This is a genomic window from Domibacillus iocasae (assembly GCF_001750285.1).
Classification (GTDB): domain Bacteria; phylum Bacillota; class Bacilli; order Bacillales; family Domibacillaceae; genus Domibacillus; species Domibacillus iocasae.
This window is the reverse complement of record NZ_MAMP01000012.1, coordinates 166,160-183,509: the sequence shown is the minus strand read 5'-3', so window position 1 is coordinate 183,509 and position 17,350 is coordinate 166,160. Positions and strand designations below refer to the sequence as shown.

The 17,350-nt window shown below is 42.6% G+C and carries 15 protein-coding genes; 10 read left to right on the top strand and 5 right to left on the bottom strand.

Annotation, left to right across the window (positions count from 1 at the left end):
• Window positions 1–163: 163 nt before the first annotated feature.
• Complete coding sequence (locus tag BA724_RS05420; RefSeq protein WP_069937644.1) at window positions 164–1,786, top strand: ABC-F family ATP-binding cassette domain-containing protein; 1,623 nt, start codon at window positions 164–166, stop codon at window positions 1,784–1,786.
• Window positions 1,787–2,023: 237 nt separating this feature from the next.
• Here the strand turns inward: BA724_RS05420 and BA724_RS05415 are convergent, their stop codons facing one another.
• Complete coding sequence (locus BA724_RS05415; protein ID WP_069937643.1) at window positions 2,024–3,739, bottom strand: methyl-accepting chemotaxis protein; 1,716 nt, start codon at window positions 3,737–3,739, stop codon at window positions 2,024–2,026.
• A gap of 242 nt (window positions 3,740–3,981) precedes the next feature.
• On the opposite strand from BA724_RS05415, the gene BA724_RS05410 reads away from it, so the two are divergent.
• The 5 genes from BA724_RS05410 (at window position 3,982) to BA724_RS05390 (ending at window position 8,843) form a co-directional block, all read left to right on the top strand.
• Window positions 3,982–4,302, top strand: a complete 321-nt coding sequence (locus BA724_RS05410; RefSeq protein ID WP_069937862.1) for an ArsR/SmtB family transcription factor — start codon at window positions 3,982–3,984, stop codon at window positions 4,300–4,302.
• 22 nt (window positions 4,303–4,324) lie between these two features.
• A complete protein-coding gene (locus tag BA724_RS05405) occupies window positions 4,325–5,290 on the top strand; it encodes a TIGR03571 family LLM class oxidoreductase (protein ID WP_069937642.1) in 966 nt (321 codons plus the stop codon).
• A 63-nt stretch (window positions 5,291–5,353) separates the two neighbouring features.
• A complete protein-coding gene (locus tag BA724_RS05400; RefSeq protein WP_069937641.1) occupies window positions 5,354–6,367 on the top strand; it encodes an LLM class flavin-dependent oxidoreductase in 1,014 nt (337 codons plus the stop codon).
• 223 nt (window positions 6,368–6,590) lie between these two features.
• Window positions 6,591–7,613: an LLM class flavin-dependent oxidoreductase gene (locus tag BA724_RS05395; protein ID WP_069937640.1), complete on the top strand. Its 1,023-nt coding sequence runs from the start codon at window positions 6,591–6,593 to the stop codon at window positions 7,611–7,613.
• Window positions 7,614–7,721: 108 nt separating this feature from the next.
• Window positions 7,722–8,843, top strand: coding sequence for an NADH-dependent flavin oxidoreductase (locus tag BA724_RS05390; protein ID WP_069937639.1), 1,122 nt, complete (start codon window positions 7,722–7,724; stop codon window positions 8,841–8,843).
• 110 nt (window positions 8,844–8,953) lie between these two features.
• Here the strand turns inward: BA724_RS05390 and BA724_RS05385 are convergent, their stop codons facing one another.
• Entirely contained in the window at window positions 8,954–9,538 is a 585-nt protein-coding gene (locus BA724_RS05385) for a DUF2238 domain-containing protein (protein WP_069937638.1), read from the bottom strand.
• Window positions 9,539–9,562: 24 nt separating this feature from the next.
• Complete coding sequence (locus BA724_RS05380) at window positions 9,563–10,129, bottom strand: DUF2238 domain-containing protein (protein WP_069937637.1); 567 nt, start codon at window positions 10,127–10,129, stop codon at window positions 9,563–9,565.
• 380 nt (window positions 10,130–10,509) lie between these two features.
• Here BA724_RS05380 and BA724_RS05375 point away from each other — a divergent pair, with 380 nt between their 5' ends.
• On the top strand, window positions 10,510–11,691 hold the full coding sequence (locus BA724_RS05375; RefSeq protein WP_141719887.1) for an SAM-dependent methyltransferase: 1,182 nt from the start codon (window positions 10,510–10,512) through the stop codon (window positions 11,689–11,691).
• A 305-nt stretch (window positions 11,692–11,996) separates the two neighbouring features.
• Here the strand turns inward: BA724_RS05375 and nagE are convergent, their stop codons facing one another.
• The gene (gene nagE / locus BA724_RS05370; protein ID WP_069937635.1) at window positions 11,997–13,439 is read right to left on the bottom strand and encodes an N-acetylglucosamine-specific PTS transporter subunit IIBC; all 1,443 of its coding nucleotides are present in this window, start codon (window positions 13,437–13,439) and stop codon (window positions 11,997–11,999) included.
• A 219-nt stretch (window positions 13,440–13,658) separates the two neighbouring features.
• Between nagE and nagA the strand changes: the two genes are divergently transcribed.
• Genes nagA through BA724_RS05355 form a run of 3 tightly spaced genes read left to right on the top strand, consistent with a single transcriptional unit; the run spans window position 13,659 to window position 16,292 of the window.
• Window positions 13,659–14,831 carry an N-acetylglucosamine-6-phosphate deacetylase gene (gene nagA / locus BA724_RS05365; protein ID WP_141719877.1) on the top strand — a complete coding sequence of 391 codons (1,173 nt, stop codon included), beginning with the start codon at window positions 13,659–13,661 and terminating at the stop codon, window positions 14,829–14,831.
• Complete coding sequence (nagB, locus tag BA724_RS05360; protein WP_069937633.1) at window positions 14,831–15,556, top strand: glucosamine-6-phosphate deaminase; 726 nt, start codon at window positions 14,831–14,833, stop codon at window positions 15,554–15,556. The genes nagA and nagB overlap by 1 nt, the downstream gene beginning before the upstream one ends.
• Before the next feature lie 13 nt (window positions 15,557–15,569).
• Entirely contained in the window at window positions 15,570–16,292 is a 723-nt protein-coding gene (locus BA724_RS05355; RefSeq protein ID WP_069937632.1) for a GntR family transcriptional regulator, read from the top strand.
• Between the two features lie 166 nt (window positions 16,293–16,458).
• On the opposite strand, the gene uvsE is transcribed toward BA724_RS05355, so the two are convergent.
• On the bottom strand, window positions 16,459–17,337 hold the full coding sequence (gene uvsE, locus BA724_RS05350; protein ID WP_069937631.1) for a UV DNA damage repair endonuclease UvsE: 879 nt from the start codon (window positions 17,335–17,337) through the stop codon (window positions 16,459–16,461).
• Between the last annotated feature and the right edge of the window lie 13 nt (window positions 17,338–17,350).

The window sequence follows — 17,350 nt, the reverse complement described above, 5'->3', positions numbered from 1 at the left end:
TGAATGAGTTTAGTTTATCAGAAAATAATGCAAAGTCAATCCTATTTGCTTACTCGGGATTAAAAAAAGATTTGGTTCCGTTTTCAATTGTCTGTCTGTTCTTTTTTTACCGCAGGGATGATATAATCAGATGCGATGAATTTATTTTGGGAGGAAAAAACATTTGATTACAGTACAAGATGTCAGCCTGCGCTTTGGCGACAAAAAATTGTTTGAAGATATTAATTTGAAATTCACACCTGGGAACTGCTACGGCTTGATTGGCGCAAACGGTGCAGGAAAATCAACGTTTGTTAAAATTCTCGCTGGCGACTTGGAGCCTCAGACAGGCCATGTATCAATGCCAAAAGATGCACGCCTTGCTGTGTTAAAGCAAAATCACTTTGAATATGAAGAGTACAGCGTCATGGAAACTGTTATTATGGGCCATGCGCGTTTATATGAAGTGATGAAAGAAAAAGACGCCATTTATATGAAAGCAGACTTCACAGATGAAGACGGCATGCGCGCTGCTGAGCTTGAAGGTGAATTTGCGGAAATGAACGGCTGGGAAGCGGAGTCGGAAGCAGCAATTTTGCTTTCAGGTCTTGGCATTTCAGATGCAATGCATGATAAATTAATGGCGGACTTGGATGGTTCTGACAAAGTGAAAGTGCTTCTTGCACAAGCGCTGTTTGGCAAACCGGATGTTCTCTTGCTTGATGAGCCGACCAACCACCTTGACATTCAGGCAATCCGCTGGCTGGAAGAATTTTTGATCAACTTTGAAAATACCGTTATTGTCGTGTCCCATGACCGTCACTTTCTTAATAAGGTATGCACGCACATAGCAGATCTTGACTTTGGCAAAATTCAAGTTTATGCAGGCAACTATGATTTCTGGTATGAATCAAGCCAGCTGGCGCAAAGGCTGCAGTCGGATGCTAATAAGAAAAAAGAAGAAAAAATTAAAGAGCTCCAGGCGTTTATCGCTCGTTTTAGCGCTAACGCATCAAAGTCTAAACAAGCGACATCACGGAAAAAGTCACTTGATAAAATTTCGCTTGATGATATTAAGCCGTCATCCCGCCGCTATCCATATGTACAATTTACACCGGAACGCGAAATCGGCAATGATGTATTGCGTGTAGATGGTTTAACAAAAACAATTGACGGCGTAAAAGTGCTTGATAACGTCAGCTTTATTATGAACAATAATGACAAAATTGCCCTTGTCGGAACAAACGAAGGCGCAAAAACAGCACTCTTTAAAATTTTAGCAGGCGAAATGGAACCAGACGAAGGCTCGTACAAATGGGGCGTTACAACAACACAGGCTTACTTCCCGAAAGATAACTCGGAGTATTTTGATGGATCAGACATGACGCTCGTTGAATGGCTTCGTCAATTTTCACCGGCGGATGAAAGCGAAAGCTTCCTGCGCGGTTTTCTTGGCCGGATGCTGTTCTCTGGAGAAGAAGCATTGAAAAAAGCGAGTGTGTTATCCGGAGGCGAAAAAGTCCGCTGCATGCTGTCAAAAATGATGCTGTCCGGCTCAAACATACTGCTTTTGGACGAGCCAACGAACCATTTGGACTTGGAGTCGATCACCGCGCTTAATAACGGCTTGATCAATTTTAAAGGCGCCATGATTTTCGCATCCCATGACCATCAGTTCGTTCAATCAACAGCCAACCGTATTATTGACATTACGCCAAACGGTATTGTGGACAAATCCGTCACATACGATGAATATTTAGATGATGCGGAACTTCAGAAAAAAGTAAAAGCGATGTACGCCTCATAAGAAAAGCGCAAGATGACCGGCCACACAAGCTGGTCGAATGAAGGAACAAAAGCTAAGAATGCAGCTTCAAAACTGCACAAATATATAGCGGTCCCTTACAAAGGGACCGCTTCAGGCTGCCGACTTTGTCGGCAGCTATTTTTCATTTTAAAAACGCCCTCATATCTAGAAGTTTTCAGACATGGTGAGTGTTTCTGACGATTAATTAAAACCAAATCAAGAAAATGATCTGTACGTTTATTGTAGTTTGAAACCGGACACGGTTTGATTCAAATCCTCGGCAAGACTTGCAAGGGATTGGGTTGTTGCCGCCGTTTCTTCACTGGCTGCAGCTGCTTCTTCACTTGCACCGGCAATACTTTCGATTGCACGCATTACATTCCCTGTTTGAGCAGACTGCTGCTCACTGGCTGCTGCAATGTTCTCAATAGAACGCATTACTTCACTTGACTGTGCAGACTGCTGTTCACTAGCTGCTGCAATTTCATTTATCTTTGTAACGGACTCGCGAACCATCTCAGAAATATAGTCGAATGCTTTCTCCGTCTCATTCGTTGCACTTACCCCGTCATTCACGTATACAACACTTTGTTTCGTATTACTTTGAATTTCTTTAATAATATCCGTTATCTCTTTTGTCGCCGTACTGCTCTGTTCTGCTAATTTTCGAACTTCATCTGCTACTACGGCAAATCCTTTCCCTTGCTCTCCTGCACGTGCCGCTTCAATCGCCGCATTTAGGGCTAATAGGTTCGTTTGATTCGCGATTCCGCTAATAACGGTGATAATCTGACCAATTTTCTCTGCATCTTCCTCAAGAAGGCTCATTTGAGCACTTACTTGATTCATGCCATTCATAGATGTTTTAACAATTTTCCCTGCCTCATTTGAGACCTGAAGCATTCCTTCTGAAAGATTTGATGTTTCTTCTGCGCTTTTCGAGATGGAATTAATGGCCTCGTTTAACTCATTAAATTGTTCTTTCATTACACGGGCATCATTGGCTTGACTTTCTGTGCTATTGGCAATGTCCCGGAACAATTCTGTGATGGTCTGCGCGTCATTGGCTTGATTAGAGGCACTGCCTGCGATTTCCTCGGTCGTAGCTGAAATTTCTTGTGAGGATGCAGCCACATTTTCAGATGATACAATAATACTTCCTACTGTTTGTCTTAAACTCATGATCATGTTGTTGACTGAAACTGCTAATAGTCCCACTTCATCTTTTGTATGAATGTCTGTTGTTTTAGTTAAATCACCTTTGGAAACATTCTCCACTAATGCCACAACATTCTTTAATGGTTTTGAAATGATTCGAGCGATGGAATATCCGAATCCAACACTAAATAATACCGCCAAAACAATGACTATTATTGTTATTGTACGAGCAGAATTTGCTAATGCGTCCGCTTCTGCCTTTGATTTTTGACCAAGCTCAATATTTAATTGAATTAACTCCTTTAGAATATCCTGTACTTTATCACCAGCTGCTTTAAATGCAGGCGCTAATGTAAGATAAGCTTCGGTGTCATTAGCATAAGCATACCCTTTTGCTTCGTCTAAATAGCCATAGTATTCTTCTAATGCGGGATGTAATTGATCAAGCAGCTGCTGTTCAGATTCTACCACATATGTATTTTCAAATTTTTCAATACTGGTATCAATTTCCGCTTGGATTTCCTTCAACCTATCCTCCAACTCTTTCTTTTCCTCTGGTGTTTTAGCTACAAACACCATATCGCGAATATTAACACGAATACGCTGATAATTCGTTTCAGTACTCCCTAAATCACTGATTGGGACAACCCGCTCATCATACATGAAAGTAAGCTGTTCATTCACTTTCCCTAAGTTTGTTAAACCAAAAATACCCACTAACCCGACAATAATCGCCATAATTGCAAACGCTGATACTAATTTCACCGACGTTTTTAAATTGTAAAACCAATTCAAAATTGTGCACCTCATTCTTTTTTTGTTATCATATTTATTTATCGACAAATTTAGCATCATTGTTAGCATTTATTTGGCTGTACATAAAAAGTTCATACTATTTGACATTTTGGTAAAACAGGCATAATATCGGCATATCGTTATTTACCGATATGTAAATATTATCATATGGTTAGTTTAAAATCTCTGGACATACTGAAGAAAGAAGGGTGCTGACAATTTTGAAACAGGAATTACATGCGATGAATGACGAAAAAGCAGTTGAAATTTTTAAAGCACTTTCTAATCAGACAAGATTAAATATCCTCCAAATGCTTAAAGATGCGGAAACAAACTTTTCAGCGCAGGCACATGTGATTAAAGAGGCAGATTTTGAAGGCGGCGTTTGTGTGAGCGATATTCATAAAAAAACAGGCACCTCTCAGTCCACAACTTCCCAATACTTATCCATCCTTCTGCAGAGCGGGCTGCTGGAATCGAAAAGAATTGGGCAATGGACGTATTACCGAAGAAACGAAGAAATGATTAAGCAATTCTACCACTATATCGGTTTAAACTTGTGATACATGGCGAAGGAGGAACCAAATGAGCTTGTTAGAACACCGAGCCTATCAAAGAATGTACCAAAAGAACAAAATGACACTTGGCTTTGTCCTGCCGACTGCAAAAATGAGCAAGATGCCTATTATGGAAAATCAATTGAATCTGGCCCGTAAAATTGAAGACTTTGGATTTTCAGCACTTTGGCTGCGGGATGTGACGATGCAGAACCTTATGATTGATGATAATGGCCAAATGTATGATATCTGGATTTATTTAACGTATCTGGCTGCACAAACAAAACAAATTGCATTAGGTACAGCAAGCGTCGTCCTTCCTCTTCGCCATCCTGTACGAGTCGCAAAGGAAGCCGTCTCCATTGATCGATTGTTTCCTGAACGTCTTATCATGGGGGTCGCTTCTGGCGACCGGGAAAAAGATTTCTTCGCTCTTGGTGTATCAAAAGAAAAAAGCGGCGTCCTCTTTAATAAGAATTATGATACGCTTGACCGGCTGCTCCATGAGAACAGCCCGACTATCCATTCCGGTTCAGGCGTCATTGACGGCAGAGAGATGAGAATGTTTCCAAAGCCTTACTCTTCTATTCCGATTATGCCGACCGGCTTCAGCAGCCAGTCGATTGAGTGGATTGCCGAACATGGTGACGGGTGGATTCAATACCCTAGAGACATAAAACAGCAAGCAAGGCTGGTACAGGACTATCGCGGACTGGCAGATGTAAAAGCACCAGGAGTGTTTAAGCCTTTTACGCAAACTTTGTTTATCGACTTATCGGAAAATCCCGATAAACAACCGATGAAAATCCCACTGGGTTTCCATCTTGGACGCAACTATTTAATCGAACTGCTTCATGAGTTTCAGGCAATAGGCGTTAATCATCTGGCGTTCGTTTTATACTTTGCGCAGCGTCCGGCTGAAGATATTATTCAAGAGCTTGGTGAGTATGTTTTACCTTACTTCCCTACACATAACCCTGCTGAAAAAGAGTAAAAGTAAGAAAAAAAGATGACGTGTAGAAATTTATATATGTTTTAGGAAAGGATAACGTTAATTATGGCTGATTTAGTAAAAACACCGCTTTCTGTGCTTGATCCTTCTCCCATTATAGCAGGAGGTTCTGCTGAGCTGTCCCTTCAGAACACCCTTGATTTAGCTAAGAAAGCAGAAAAATGGGGATACAAGCGGTTTTGGCTGGCTGAGCATCACAATTGGGTGGGAATGGCCAGTTCTGCTTCACCGGTTGTCATTGGAAGAGTCGCATCTGTAACCGAAAAAATGCGTATTGGTTCCGGTGCGATGCTGCTTTCTCATTACTCTCCATTATCGGTGGCCGAACAATTCGGGACGCTGGAAGCCTTTTTTCCCGGCCGGATTGATCTTGGCTTAGGCCGCGCGCCAGGCACCGATGCCTACACAGCCCAAGTGTTGCGTCCCCGCGCTGCCGGAGAACCAGAATTTGCAGAGCGGCTTCAAGAGCTTACTGCTTACTTATACGGTTCAGGAACAGCAATGACTAATGGATCACATACATTCCATGCGATTCCTGGCGAAAATTCGGAAGTGCCGATTTGGCTGCTGGGCTCAGGGCTTTACAGCGCCCAATTGGCCGGGAAACTTGGGCTGCCGTTTTCTTTTGCCGGCCATTTTGCTCCAGGCAATATGATGGAAGCACTGGCCGTTTACCGGGAGCATTTCCGCCCGTCCGAAATGCTTGATAAACCATATGTACTTTTATCTGTTCAAGTAGTTGCAGCAGATGAGGAGAAAGAAGCGCAGAGGCTTGCTACCTCCATGTATCAAAAATTTTTATTATTAACCCGTGGACAGCCGGCACCATTGCAGCCTCCTGTGGACAACATGGAGACCATTTGGAGTGAGCGTGAGCGCATAGCAGTAGAAGAACAGCTTTTTACGTCCCTCATCGGGGATCCATCGGGCATTAAACAACAACTAGCAGAGCTGATTGAAAAAACGGAACCAGACGAAATAATGGCCCACACCGAAATTTTTGATCATCAGGCCCGGCTGCGCTCTTATGAAATTTTGGCTGAAGCTGCCAACCACTAAAAGGTTGAACGCAGCGGCAAAGAAGTTAAAAAGTTCTCTTTCGATTTAAAAGATGCGTATCATGAATGCTCCGCATCTATTCTCAAAATTGTTTACAGGCCACTACTTGATTGTTGCATGAAACTGTTTAAGAAAAATAAAAGAACGTATTCTACAGGACAATAATTAAAAAGACAAAAAAATTTCCTTTAGCTTGTATTATAAATAGAAAGAAGTTGAAACTATGTCTGGCTCTAAAAACACAAAACAACTACGCGATATTAAATATTCAGTATTGGATCTTTCGCCGATTGTAGTCGGTGGTACTCCCGCCATTTCGTTTCAAAACACGCTGGATCTTGCCCAGCATGCTGAAAAATGGGGCTTTAACCGGTACTGGCTCGCTGAGCATCACAATATGCCCTTCATTGCCAGTTCGGCCACTTCTGTCGTAATCGGTCATGTGGCAGCCGGCACATCAAAAATCAGGGTGGGTTCTGGCGGCATTATGCTGCCAAATCATGCTTCCCTCGTCATCGCCGAGCAGTTTGGGACACTCGAATCACTGTTTCCAGGACGTATCGATCTCGGCCTTGGCCGTGCACCGGGCACTGACCAGCGTACCGCACAGGCTTTACGGCGTAACCTTGGAAGTAATGGTGAGGATTTTCCGGAACAATTGATGGAACTTCTCGCCTATTTTGACCCGTCTCTGGCGGCAGGGAAAATGCATGTACGAGCTATTCCTGGAGAAGGCCTGAATATTCCAGTCTGGCTGCTCGGTTCAAGCGGATTCAGCGCACAGCTGGCCGGTCAGCTCGGTCTGCCATTTGCCTTTGCCAGCCACTTCTCTCCAAACAACACACTGGGGGCTCTGGATTTATACCGCCGTTCCTTCCAGCCTTCGAATGTGCTCGACAAACCGCATGCAATGGTTGGAGTTAACGTTATTGCCGCAGACACGGACGCGGAAGCGCAGCTTTTGGCTACTACACTGCAGCAGCAATTTCTTAACTTAAGCCAAGGGAATGAAGTGCCGTTGCAGCCGCCTGTAGAAAATTTGGAAGATCATTGGAGCAAATATCAAATCGACGCTTTGCAGCATCAATTGGGCTCTTCCATCGTTGGCAGCCCCGAAACCGTGAAAGAAAAAATGCAGGCGTTTTTAGATGATACCCAAGCGGACGAAATGATGGTCATCGGTCAAATTTTTGATCATCAGGCACGTCTTCGTTCTTATGAAATTGTGGCCGATATTACAAAATAAAAAACACCAACTTGCAACAACTGGATTATTCATTAATTAAGTACGCTGCACACGTTGTTTATATGTGGAAAACGTGTGCAGCACACTATACCAAAAGGAGGTTTAACAATGAATTCTAAATATGAACCAGCTTTTAAACCCTTTACCTTCCCTTCTGGAGTCGAAATTAAAAATCGTATAGTGATGGCACCGATGACGAATACTGCTGCCTGCGATAACGGAGAAGTGTCAGATGAAGAGCTCGCTTATTATCGCGCGCGTTCTGGGGGCGTTGGTACTGTTATCACTGCCTGCACGTATGTAAAAAGAAACGGCCAAGGATTCCCGGGTGAATTTGGAGCCGATTCCGACGAATTGATCCCGAGTCTAAAACGATTAGCAACAACCATTCAAGAAGAAGGCGCTAAAGCCATTTTGCAAATTTTTCATGGCGGGAGAATGTGTCCGCCTGAACTTTTACCGGATGGCCAGCCCATTAGCCCGAGTGCAGTAGCAGCAGAACGTGATGACGCTATGGTCCCTCGTGAAATGACAGCTGAAGAAATTACGGAAATGGTGCAAGCCTTTGGAGAAACGACTCGCAGAGCCATTGAAGCGGGATTTGATGGAGTTGAAATTCACGGAGCGAATACTTACTTGCTTCAGCAGTTCTTTTCCCCGCATTCAAACCGAAGAACAGATAAATGGGGAGGCACACTTGAAAAGCGTTTGGCTTTCCCGCTGGCAGTTGTAGAGGCAGTGAAAAAAGCCGTTGCTGACCACGCTGAACAACCTTTTATTGTTGGTTACCGTTTGTCCCCTGAAGAAAGAGAAAATCCCGGTATCACCATGGAAGATACATTGGTATTAGTGGATAAGTTAGCTGATCAACAATTGGATTACCTCCACATTTCCGTTGGCGCGTTTTGGAATGGATCCATCCGTGATACAAATGACAAAACATCTCGTGTCGTAATGATTCAAGAACGTGTAGGAGACCGTGTTCCAGTAATCGGTGTCGGCATGCTGCACACACCAAAGGATGTAATTGCAGCAATGGATACGGGCGTACCATTAATTGCGTTAGGCCGCGCCTTAATTATGGAACCTCAGTGGGTACAAAAGGTAGAGAAAGGTCAGGAAGAAACAATTCGTACCACTTTACCGAAAAAAGATCAAAAAGAATTGGTCCTTTCGGATGAAATGATGGAGTACTATCAAAGTATCCCGGGCTGGATTCCGGTCGTGTAATTGAAAAACCCGAAATTTTGGCCTTTTGAGCCAAAATTTCGGGTTTTTTCTTTATTAATTTACCATTACCTGTCTCTAATAAACGGAGTAAATATGCCGCTGTTATGCCCTTATCCCCCCTGCATTTCCTCGTCTTTAGACGTATTCAAACGACCAGCCTGTAACGCAATAATGATTCCTCCAAGCGTATCTGCTATTAAATCCAGCATGGTATCTTTATTCCCGCCGCCTTGCAAAGTCATTCCGAAAAATTGATCCATGCTAAATTCATAAATCTCCCACACAACGCCGCCTAATACAGCAAAAGAAAGAGTAAATAGAAAGACAAACCAAGATGAGATCTCCTTGCCCGCTCTTCTATGAACGAAGCGCTCACACAAGGCAATGCCTGCAAATGCAAGAAGGACTCCGCTCATGACGTGCAAAAAGAAATCCCACCAGCCAAGCCCATACCACCCTAAAATCGATCCGAAATATTGTGAACTCATGAGAAATATAAAATAAAAAATGATAAGGGGCAAATTAAATTGAAGCCTGATAAAAAGGGCCAAAATGAGAGGAATTGCTCCACATACAACGCCGCTTGCTGCAACAAGCGCCTTTTTATGATCACCATCCGTGTAGTAAAAAAAAGCTAATACAGCCATGAAAAGAACGTATGCAACACTAAGGAAAATAACTATTTTACTTTTCATCTGTTCGCCTTCCCCTCTTATTTCTCATACCTTTTGTTTTTGACTGCTTGCATAAATTGCTGCCAGAAGACCCCCTGCTATTCCAAAAAGCAGGTCACCCATAGTATCTGTATTTCCGCCTTTTTGCATAGTGCGGGTAACCGTCTGGTCTCCTGCAAATTCATAGATCTCCCAAAGGGCATTCGCAAATGTTCCGAGCGAAAGGACAAAAAGAAAAAGAATCCAGCGTGACACAACTTTTCGTACCTCTGGCGGGATGAAAAGCTTATAAAGCGCAATCCCAATAAACCCTGCGAAGAGTCCCGCATAAAAATGAAGGGCCATATCCCACCATTTGAACGTGACGTAAAAATGCAAAGTGGCGCCCAAAAAAGTGGCACAAAAAAGGAAAACATAATAACCAATGATGATAGGAATATTAAACGGATTATTTTTCAAAAATAACAGTAGCATGGGCAAAGCACTGACAGTAATTCCCCCAATTGCTACACGTCGGCCGGATTCATTATCATGCATGATATGAATGATCAACGCAACAGTCATTAGCAGAACAAATATCGCGCCTAGAATTATGATTAATTTACGTTTCAACCCATCACCTCATTTATAAATTTCATACTCATTATGTCCCTTCTAAAAAAGAGGCAATCATAAGAAAGGAAATCAGGGAATGATGAAGCATGAAATCCGGCATAAACCAAATGTTGGGCGCTAAAAAATAATGAAAGCGCGAATAGTATCTTAACAGTGTGTTCTTTTTAAAACATCGATTGCATATAACTATCTATTACTTTAAAACACCTTTCCAATATGTATGATTTTACTTATAACAGCCCATACTAAACCAAAATACATTAATCTCCAGTTATTTGATCGATCAGCTTATTATTGAAGGGAAAAATTAACTTAACCTAATGCGGAGTTTTAATTTTGAAAATTCCAAAAAAATAGGGAGATGAAATATGGCTGCAATCCTAGAAAAGCCCATTTACAAAAAAATTTTAGAAAAAGCCTCTAACGACTCGTTTCTTGTTACTTTCTGGGACGGAGAAGAAAAAGCTTTCAATAAAGGGGAGCCTGCCTTTCGACTGATTTTTAAAAAACCGCTGAATACAAAAAAATTAGTAAGCGACACGACGTTGACACTTGCTGAAGCTTACATGTCCGGTGAATTGGTCATAGAGGGGAACATAGAGAAAATTATTGAATCTATTTTCAGTAATAAAGATAGTTTCTTACACCAGCATAAAGTCCTTGGAAAGATATCCAAAATCAAATCAAACACGGTGAAGAAGTCAAAAGAAGACATTTCTTATCATTATGATTTAGGTAATGATTTTTATCGTTTATGGCTTGATGAGACGATGAGTTACTCATGCGCTTATTTTAAAACAAAAGAAGACACCTTATATGAAGCTCAAATGAACAAAATTCACCATACATTAAAGAAATTAAATCTAAAACCCAGCCAGACATTACTCGATATTGGATGCGGATGGGGATATTTGATTATCGAAGCGGCTAAATTCTATCAGGTGAAGGCCGTGGGGATTACATTGAGCGAGGAGCAATACCTGGAAACAAAAAAGCGTATTGAGGAAAATGGACTTGTCGGCCAAGTAGAAGTGCGTTTAGTCGATTATCGTGAATTAAGTAAAGAAAAAATGATGTTTGACAGGATCGTCAGTGTTGGCATGCTTGAACATGTTGGACAAGCAAATATCCCCATTTTTATGGATGAAGTTGATAAGCTTTTAAAAGAAAAAGGCGTCGCGCTGATTCACTGTATTACGGGCCTATTTGAGACAGAGGTAAATACATTTTTGGGTAAATACATTTTTCCCGGCGGATATATCCCTTCCGTAAGAGAACTGATCAATCACATGTCACTTCATAATTTTCGAATCATCGACATTGAAAGCCTCCGTTTGCATTATTATCGGACACTTCAACACTGGATTATGAATTTTGAAAAGAATATCGATAAAGTCGAAAAAAAATTCGATGATCGTTTTATCCGCATGTGGCGTCTTTATTTAAATGCCTGCGCAGCCAATTTTCATATCGGAAACTCAGATTTGTATCAATTCCTTATCAGCAAAGGAGTGAATAATGAATTACCGACCACAAGGGATTATCTATATCTTTTATAACCTTCTTCTACACCATTAGATCTCTTGAGTAATAGCGTGAACCCATCAGATCCAAATACCATTCCAAAGTTTGTGGATGAACTTAGAAAACCGCCCGTTGCTCAGCCAGTTAATCATTATCGCTACCCAAATGGCTCTTACTATAAAATCATCATGAAAGAAGCAAGACATCAATTCCATAAACATTTTCCCCGGACACGGATTTGGGAAAATGAAAAGAAGACACCGTTCATTCATTCGAACGGTGTCTTGTATTTTGAGGAACTCGACATTTTTTCAGGAAATAAAGGCCAAGACAAGGCCCTTTATTTTTTACGGATACGGGCAATTTCATCCGCGACAAATTGGACCTTTGTTCCGACGATCACTTGAATGCTCTGTGGACCGACAATATGAATGCCCGGCACACCCGTTGATTTTATTTTTGATTGATCAACCATGTCCATTTCTTTTACTTCCACACGCAGCCTTGTTACACAGTTATCAACGGATGTAACATTGGCATCGCCGCCAAGTCCGTCATAAATAACCTTGGCCATGTGTTCAAACTCACTGGCTGACTCCGTGTCAGCCACGACCGCATCGATTGGTTCATCTTCTCTTCCCGGTGTTTTTAAATTAAATTTTCGGATCAAAAATCGGAACAATACATAATAAATGAGTCCAACGACAAGTCCTTGGATAAGCAGCATATACGGCATATTCGCAAGCGGCAGCCTTGAACTTAACACGAAATCCACCATTCCCGCACTAAACCCGAATCCGGCTGTCCAATGAAAGAATGACGCTACAGCGAGCGAAAGACCGGTTAGTGCCGCGTGTACAACGTAAAGTGCGGGTGCTAAAAACATAAAAGAGAATTCCAAAGGCTCTGTTACACCCGTGAAAAAGGAAGCAAATCCCGCTGCAAGCAGCAGTGATGCGGCTTGTTTTTTCCGTTTTGTTTTGGCTGTATGGTACATGGCGAGCGCCGCAGCCGGCAGACCGAACATCATCACAGGGAAAAAGCCTGCCTGATACATCCCAGTTACTCCTTTTTCCCCTGTTCCAGCCCAAAAGTTGCCGATATCATTAATGCCGGCGACATCAAACCAGAAAACGGAGTTGAGTGCATGGTGCAAACCCGTTGGAATGAGCAGCCGGTTGAAAAATCCGTACAGGCCTGCACCGACAAAATCGAGCTTACTGATCGCTGTACCGAATGAAACAAGCCCTGTAAAAATAACCGGCCAAACGAAAAATAAAATGCCAGAAATAACGAGCATGGAAACCGCGGTCATAATCGGCACGAGCCGCTTTCCACTGAAAAAAGCTAGCGCGTCATGCAGCTGTACGTGGCTGAACCGGTTGTACATAATAGAAGCAACAATTCCGGATAAAATACCAACAAACTGATTGCCGATTTTTTCAAATGCTGCATTAACATTTTCAGGATCCGTCCCTTGAAGCATCGCGACCGAATCGGTTGACAAAAGCGTGGTCACAACAAGATAAGCAACGAGCCCGCTTAATGCTGCCGATCCATCTTTATCCTTCGACATGCCCAGGGCGACTCCCACTGCAAAAAGAATGGCCATGTTATCAATAATCGAAGAACCCGCTTTAATTAAAAATGCCGCCGCTGCATTGTCCGCCCCCCAGCCAGTCGGATCAATCCAGTAGCCAATTCCCATTAATATTGCGGCAGCTGGCAAAACGGCTACAGGCAGCATTAACGAACGGCCAATACTTTGCAAATATTTCATCATACTCACCATTCCTCCTAAAAAATAATATAAAAAACAATCATAAAACGTTTTCGTTAAAAGTACCTTATCAATATTAAGTATAGTTGTCTATACCGATTAAAAAATATTCAAGTTTAAAAACCCGATAAATTTTTAACAATCACTTAAAATTGGTATAGACAACTAGATTTTTTTTCGTTAAACTGGTCACAACACAAAGAAAAAATGAGGTGTTTTACAATGAACGACTATATTATGGAAGGCGGCTCGGTTTATGCAGAAAACGAGGTGTTCACACCCGGTTTTATCCGTATAACGAATGGCAAAATTGCTGAAGCAGGACCCATGTCACAACGTCCACAGTACGAATCGGTCGAAGTCATAACCGTTTCGGATGAATTGCTCATTTTACCAGGGGCCATTGATATTCATATTCACGGTGCAGCGGGCGCGGATGTAATGGATGCGTCTCTTGATTCTCTTCATAAAATGGCGGCTTATCTCCCTTCAGAAGGAACAACCACTTTTTTAGCGACGACCATGACACAGCAAAGAGAAGTTATTGAAAAAGCACTTAGCTGCATTGCTTCTTATGAGCAGACACCGGGAACAGCAGAGATTGCCGGTATTCATTTAGAGGGTCCGTTCATTTCAAAAAAACACCCTGGCGCACAGCCGCGCGACGCTATATTAAAACCAGATGTGTCCCTCTTTAAAAGCTGGCACACACTCTCCGGAGAAAAAATCAGGCTGGTCACTTTGGCACCGGAGGAACAAAATGGCTTAGAACTTGTATCGTTTTTAGCCGATTTACATATAACCGCTTCGGCCGGTCATACGGACTCAACATTTGAACAGCTTGATGAAGCAGCAAAATCCGGCTTAACACATATCACTCATTTATATAACGGCATGCGTAGTATGCACCACCGCGAACCAGGAACGGTCGGCGGCGCTTTACTTCATGATCAGCTGTATACAGAAATGATTGTAGATGGCATTCATATTCACCCGCGTATGGTCCTGCTTGCATTTAACCAAAAAACAGCTGAGCGTACCGTTCTTATTACGGATTCCATGCGCGCAAAAGGGCTGCCGGACGGGGAATACGAATTAGGCGGCCAAGCTGTGAGCGTCACAAATGGAAAAGCCATTCTTCGTGATGGAACACTTGCCGGCAGTACACTATCGATGCAAAAAGCGATTCAAAACATGAGAGAATTCACAGGCTGCACCGTGCAGGACATTATAAAAATGACCGCAGAAAATCCTGCAAAGCAAGCCCATTTATATGACCGGAAAGGCAGCATCACAGTCGGAAAAGATGCAGACATTGTCATTTACGACAAGGAGCTCCGTGTTCAAAAAACGATTTGCCGCGGCATGATCGCGTTTCAAAAGGAGACAAAATGATGAAGATTATTCAAGTACCTGACTACGAAGAAATGAGCAAAAGAGCAGCTGAATTTTTATTAAAGAAGATAAAACAGAACCCAATCCTTACCCTTGGCCTGGCAACTGGCTCCACACCAAAAGGATTGTACGAACAATTAATTCTCGATCGCAGGAAACATGGAACATCTTTTCAGCATGTTACAACGATCAATTTAGATGAGTACATCGGCCTGCCTGCTTCAAACCCGAACAGCTACCACTCATTTATGACAGAAAACCTTTTTCGCCACCTGGACATTCCTTTATCCAACAGCTATCTTCCGAATGGAGAAGCAGCAGACTTACAAAAAGAATGTGCACGCTATGAATCCATCATTGATGAAAAAGGCATTGACGTGCAAGTACTCGGGATCGGACAAAATGGGCATATCGGGTTTAATGAACCAGGCACCTCGTTTAATCAAACGACTCACATTACAACATTAGCCCATTCAACCCGCCAGGTAAATGCCCGGTTCTTTCACTCGATTGAAGATGTACCAAAGCAGGCGATCACAATGGGCATTGCTTCTATTATGAAAAGCAGCGAGATTTTGCTGCTAGCTTCGGGCACGAAAAAAGCAGCAGCTGTCCATCAGCTATTGTCAGGGGAAATTTCGGAAGACTTTCCTGCGTCTGCGCTGCATCATCATCCTCATGTTACAATAATAGCAGATGATGAAGCGCTCTCAATATTTACGTGAAAGGAAGAACACGATGATTGATAAACACTCTCCTATGCCGATTTATTTTCAGCTGGAGCATTCTATCCGCCGGCAAATTGAAAACGGTGAACTGACACCGGGCAATTTACTTCCTTCTGAGCGCGAATATGCAGAGCTGCTTGATGTGAGCCGGATGACGGTTCGGCAGGCGATCACCAATCTTGTGAACGAAGGGCTGTTGTATCGCCAAAAAGGACGCGGCACGTTTGTGGCGGAACAGAAGCTTGAACAAAAGCTTTCTGGACTAACAAGTTTCACAGAAGATATGAAAGCGCGCGGGATGACCCCTGCCAATACACTGCTTGCCTTTGAAATCATTCCAGCGGATGCAAAAGTCGCCGAAAGGCTTGCTTTAAAAGAACATACACCGGTTTATGAAATTAAGCGAATTCGGCTGGCAGACGATGTTCCGATGGCACTCGAAACCGTTTATATTTCCGCGAACCTGGTAAAAGGACTGACTGAAACCATTACCGCCGCGTCCCTTTACCATTACATCGAAGAGGAGCTTGGGCTTGCGATTGGCCACGCCATTCAATCGATTGAAGCAGCTATTGTAAACGAAACAGAACGGCCGCATCTGCTCGTCCACAAAGGGGCGCCCGTTTTATTGATTGAACGAGATACCTTTTTAAAAGATGGGACGCCACTTGAGTACGTGAAATCATCTTACCGAGCCGACCGCTACAAATTCACGATCGATATTAACCGGTAAAGAGGACAGGATGTATTTACAATATGTTCAACAGGCAGTAAATATGCTGGTGGAGACCGCACAAAAACAAGCAAAGCAGGCAAGCTTGCAGGCGATTGGATAGCTGATTATATTCAAAACAATTGTTACGTTAAAAGCGCCCTTCCATTTTCGGATGAGCGCTTTTTTATTCGGTTCTCTCTCTTAATTGTAATACTGCTTGTTCTTTCATTTTCGCCTCCACCATTACATCAACAGAAAGATCCGGCAGATGTTTCATAAAATAATGCCAGTCCTCTTCTAAAATGTATGAATAGTGTGCCCGGTCTGTTTTTCCCGTTTTTCCGGAGCTAATGTGCATTTTCGGCGGAATGCCGATCTTTTCCCATGTGGTTATTGCCCTGTGCATCACATTTTTAATATCGGTTTCTTCTTCATGATGACATACGTGGTGATGAATATCAAAACAAGCGGCCGCACCTGTTTGTTCACAAATATCCAGCACATCGTCAATCGTGAAAATTTTATCGTCGTTTTCGATTCGCATCACATTTTTAATAGTGTCTGGAAGCAGCTTGTAAGCAGAAACGAAGCGCTTTTTCGCAGCTTCTTTATCTCCATATGCACCGCCAACATGCAAAATCATATCTGTTCCTCCCGTAAGCGCCAGCAACTCTTGATGATGAATTAAATCCAAAATGGATTTGCGGACGACCTCTTCATTAGGTGAATTAATAAGCGTGTACTGTCCGGGATGAACAGATAAACGAAGCTTATAAGCTGCAACTAGCTCTTTGATTTGATCCGTAATATAGCGGACATCTTCATCCTCTGCCCATGCCCATGTCATAATCGGATGCGTCCCGAGCGGCACAAGGTTGCTGCTCATACGGTAAAAATAAATATCGTGTGCAATGTTCCACTTTATGACCTGTAGTGTTTCATTTAAATTATGAAGTGTGAGTTCTTTTACTTTTTGCATCCCTTCCAGCTCGACCGTTTTCAACCGGCACGTTTTAAACTTAGAAGGCATGGTCATATTGATACAGGCGTAGCCAATTCTCATATTCAGTCTCCTT

What these genes read in the sequence shown, in the direction of transcription:
- BA724_RS05390 (WP_069937639.1), top strand. Translation starts at nt 7,722, where the DNA reads ATGAATTCTAAATATGAACCAGCTTTTAAACCCTTTACCTTCCCTTCT.
- uvsE (WP_069937631.1), bottom strand. Translation starts at nt 17,337, where the DNA reads ATGAGAATTGGCTACGCCTGTATCAATATGACCATGCCTTCTAAGTTT.
- nagE (WP_069937635.1), bottom strand. Translation starts at nt 13,439, where the DNA reads ATGATGAAATATTTGCAAAGTATTGGCCGTTCGTTAATGCTGCCTGTA.
- BA724_RS05400 (WP_069937641.1), top strand. Translation starts at nt 5,354, where the DNA reads ATGGCTGATTTAGTAAAAACACCGCTTTCTGTGCTTGATCCTTCTCCC.
- BA724_RS05385 (WP_069937638.1), bottom strand. Translation starts at nt 9,538, where the DNA reads ATGAAAAGTAAAATAGTTATTTTCCTTAGTGTTGCATACGTTCTTTTC.
- BA724_RS05355 (WP_069937632.1), top strand. Translation starts at nt 15,570, where the DNA reads ATGATTGATAAACACTCTCCTATGCCGATTTATTTTCAGCTGGAGCAT.
- BA724_RS05395 (WP_069937640.1), top strand. Translation starts at nt 6,591, where the DNA reads ATGTCTGGCTCTAAAAACACAAAACAACTACGCGATATTAAATATTCA.
- BA724_RS05405 (WP_069937642.1), top strand. Translation starts at nt 4,325, where the DNA reads ATGAGCTTGTTAGAACACCGAGCCTATCAAAGAATGTACCAAAAGAAC.
- BA724_RS05410 (WP_069937862.1), top strand. Translation starts at nt 3,982, where the DNA reads ATGAATGACGAAAAAGCAGTTGAAATTTTTAAAGCACTTTCTAATCAG.
- nagA (WP_141719877.1), top strand. Translation starts at nt 13,659, where the DNA reads ATGAACGACTATATTATGGAAGGCGGCTCGGTTTATGCAGAAAACGAG.
- nagB (WP_069937633.1), top strand. Translation starts at nt 14,831, where the DNA reads ATGAAGATTATTCAAGTACCTGACTACGAAGAAATGAGCAAAAGAGCA.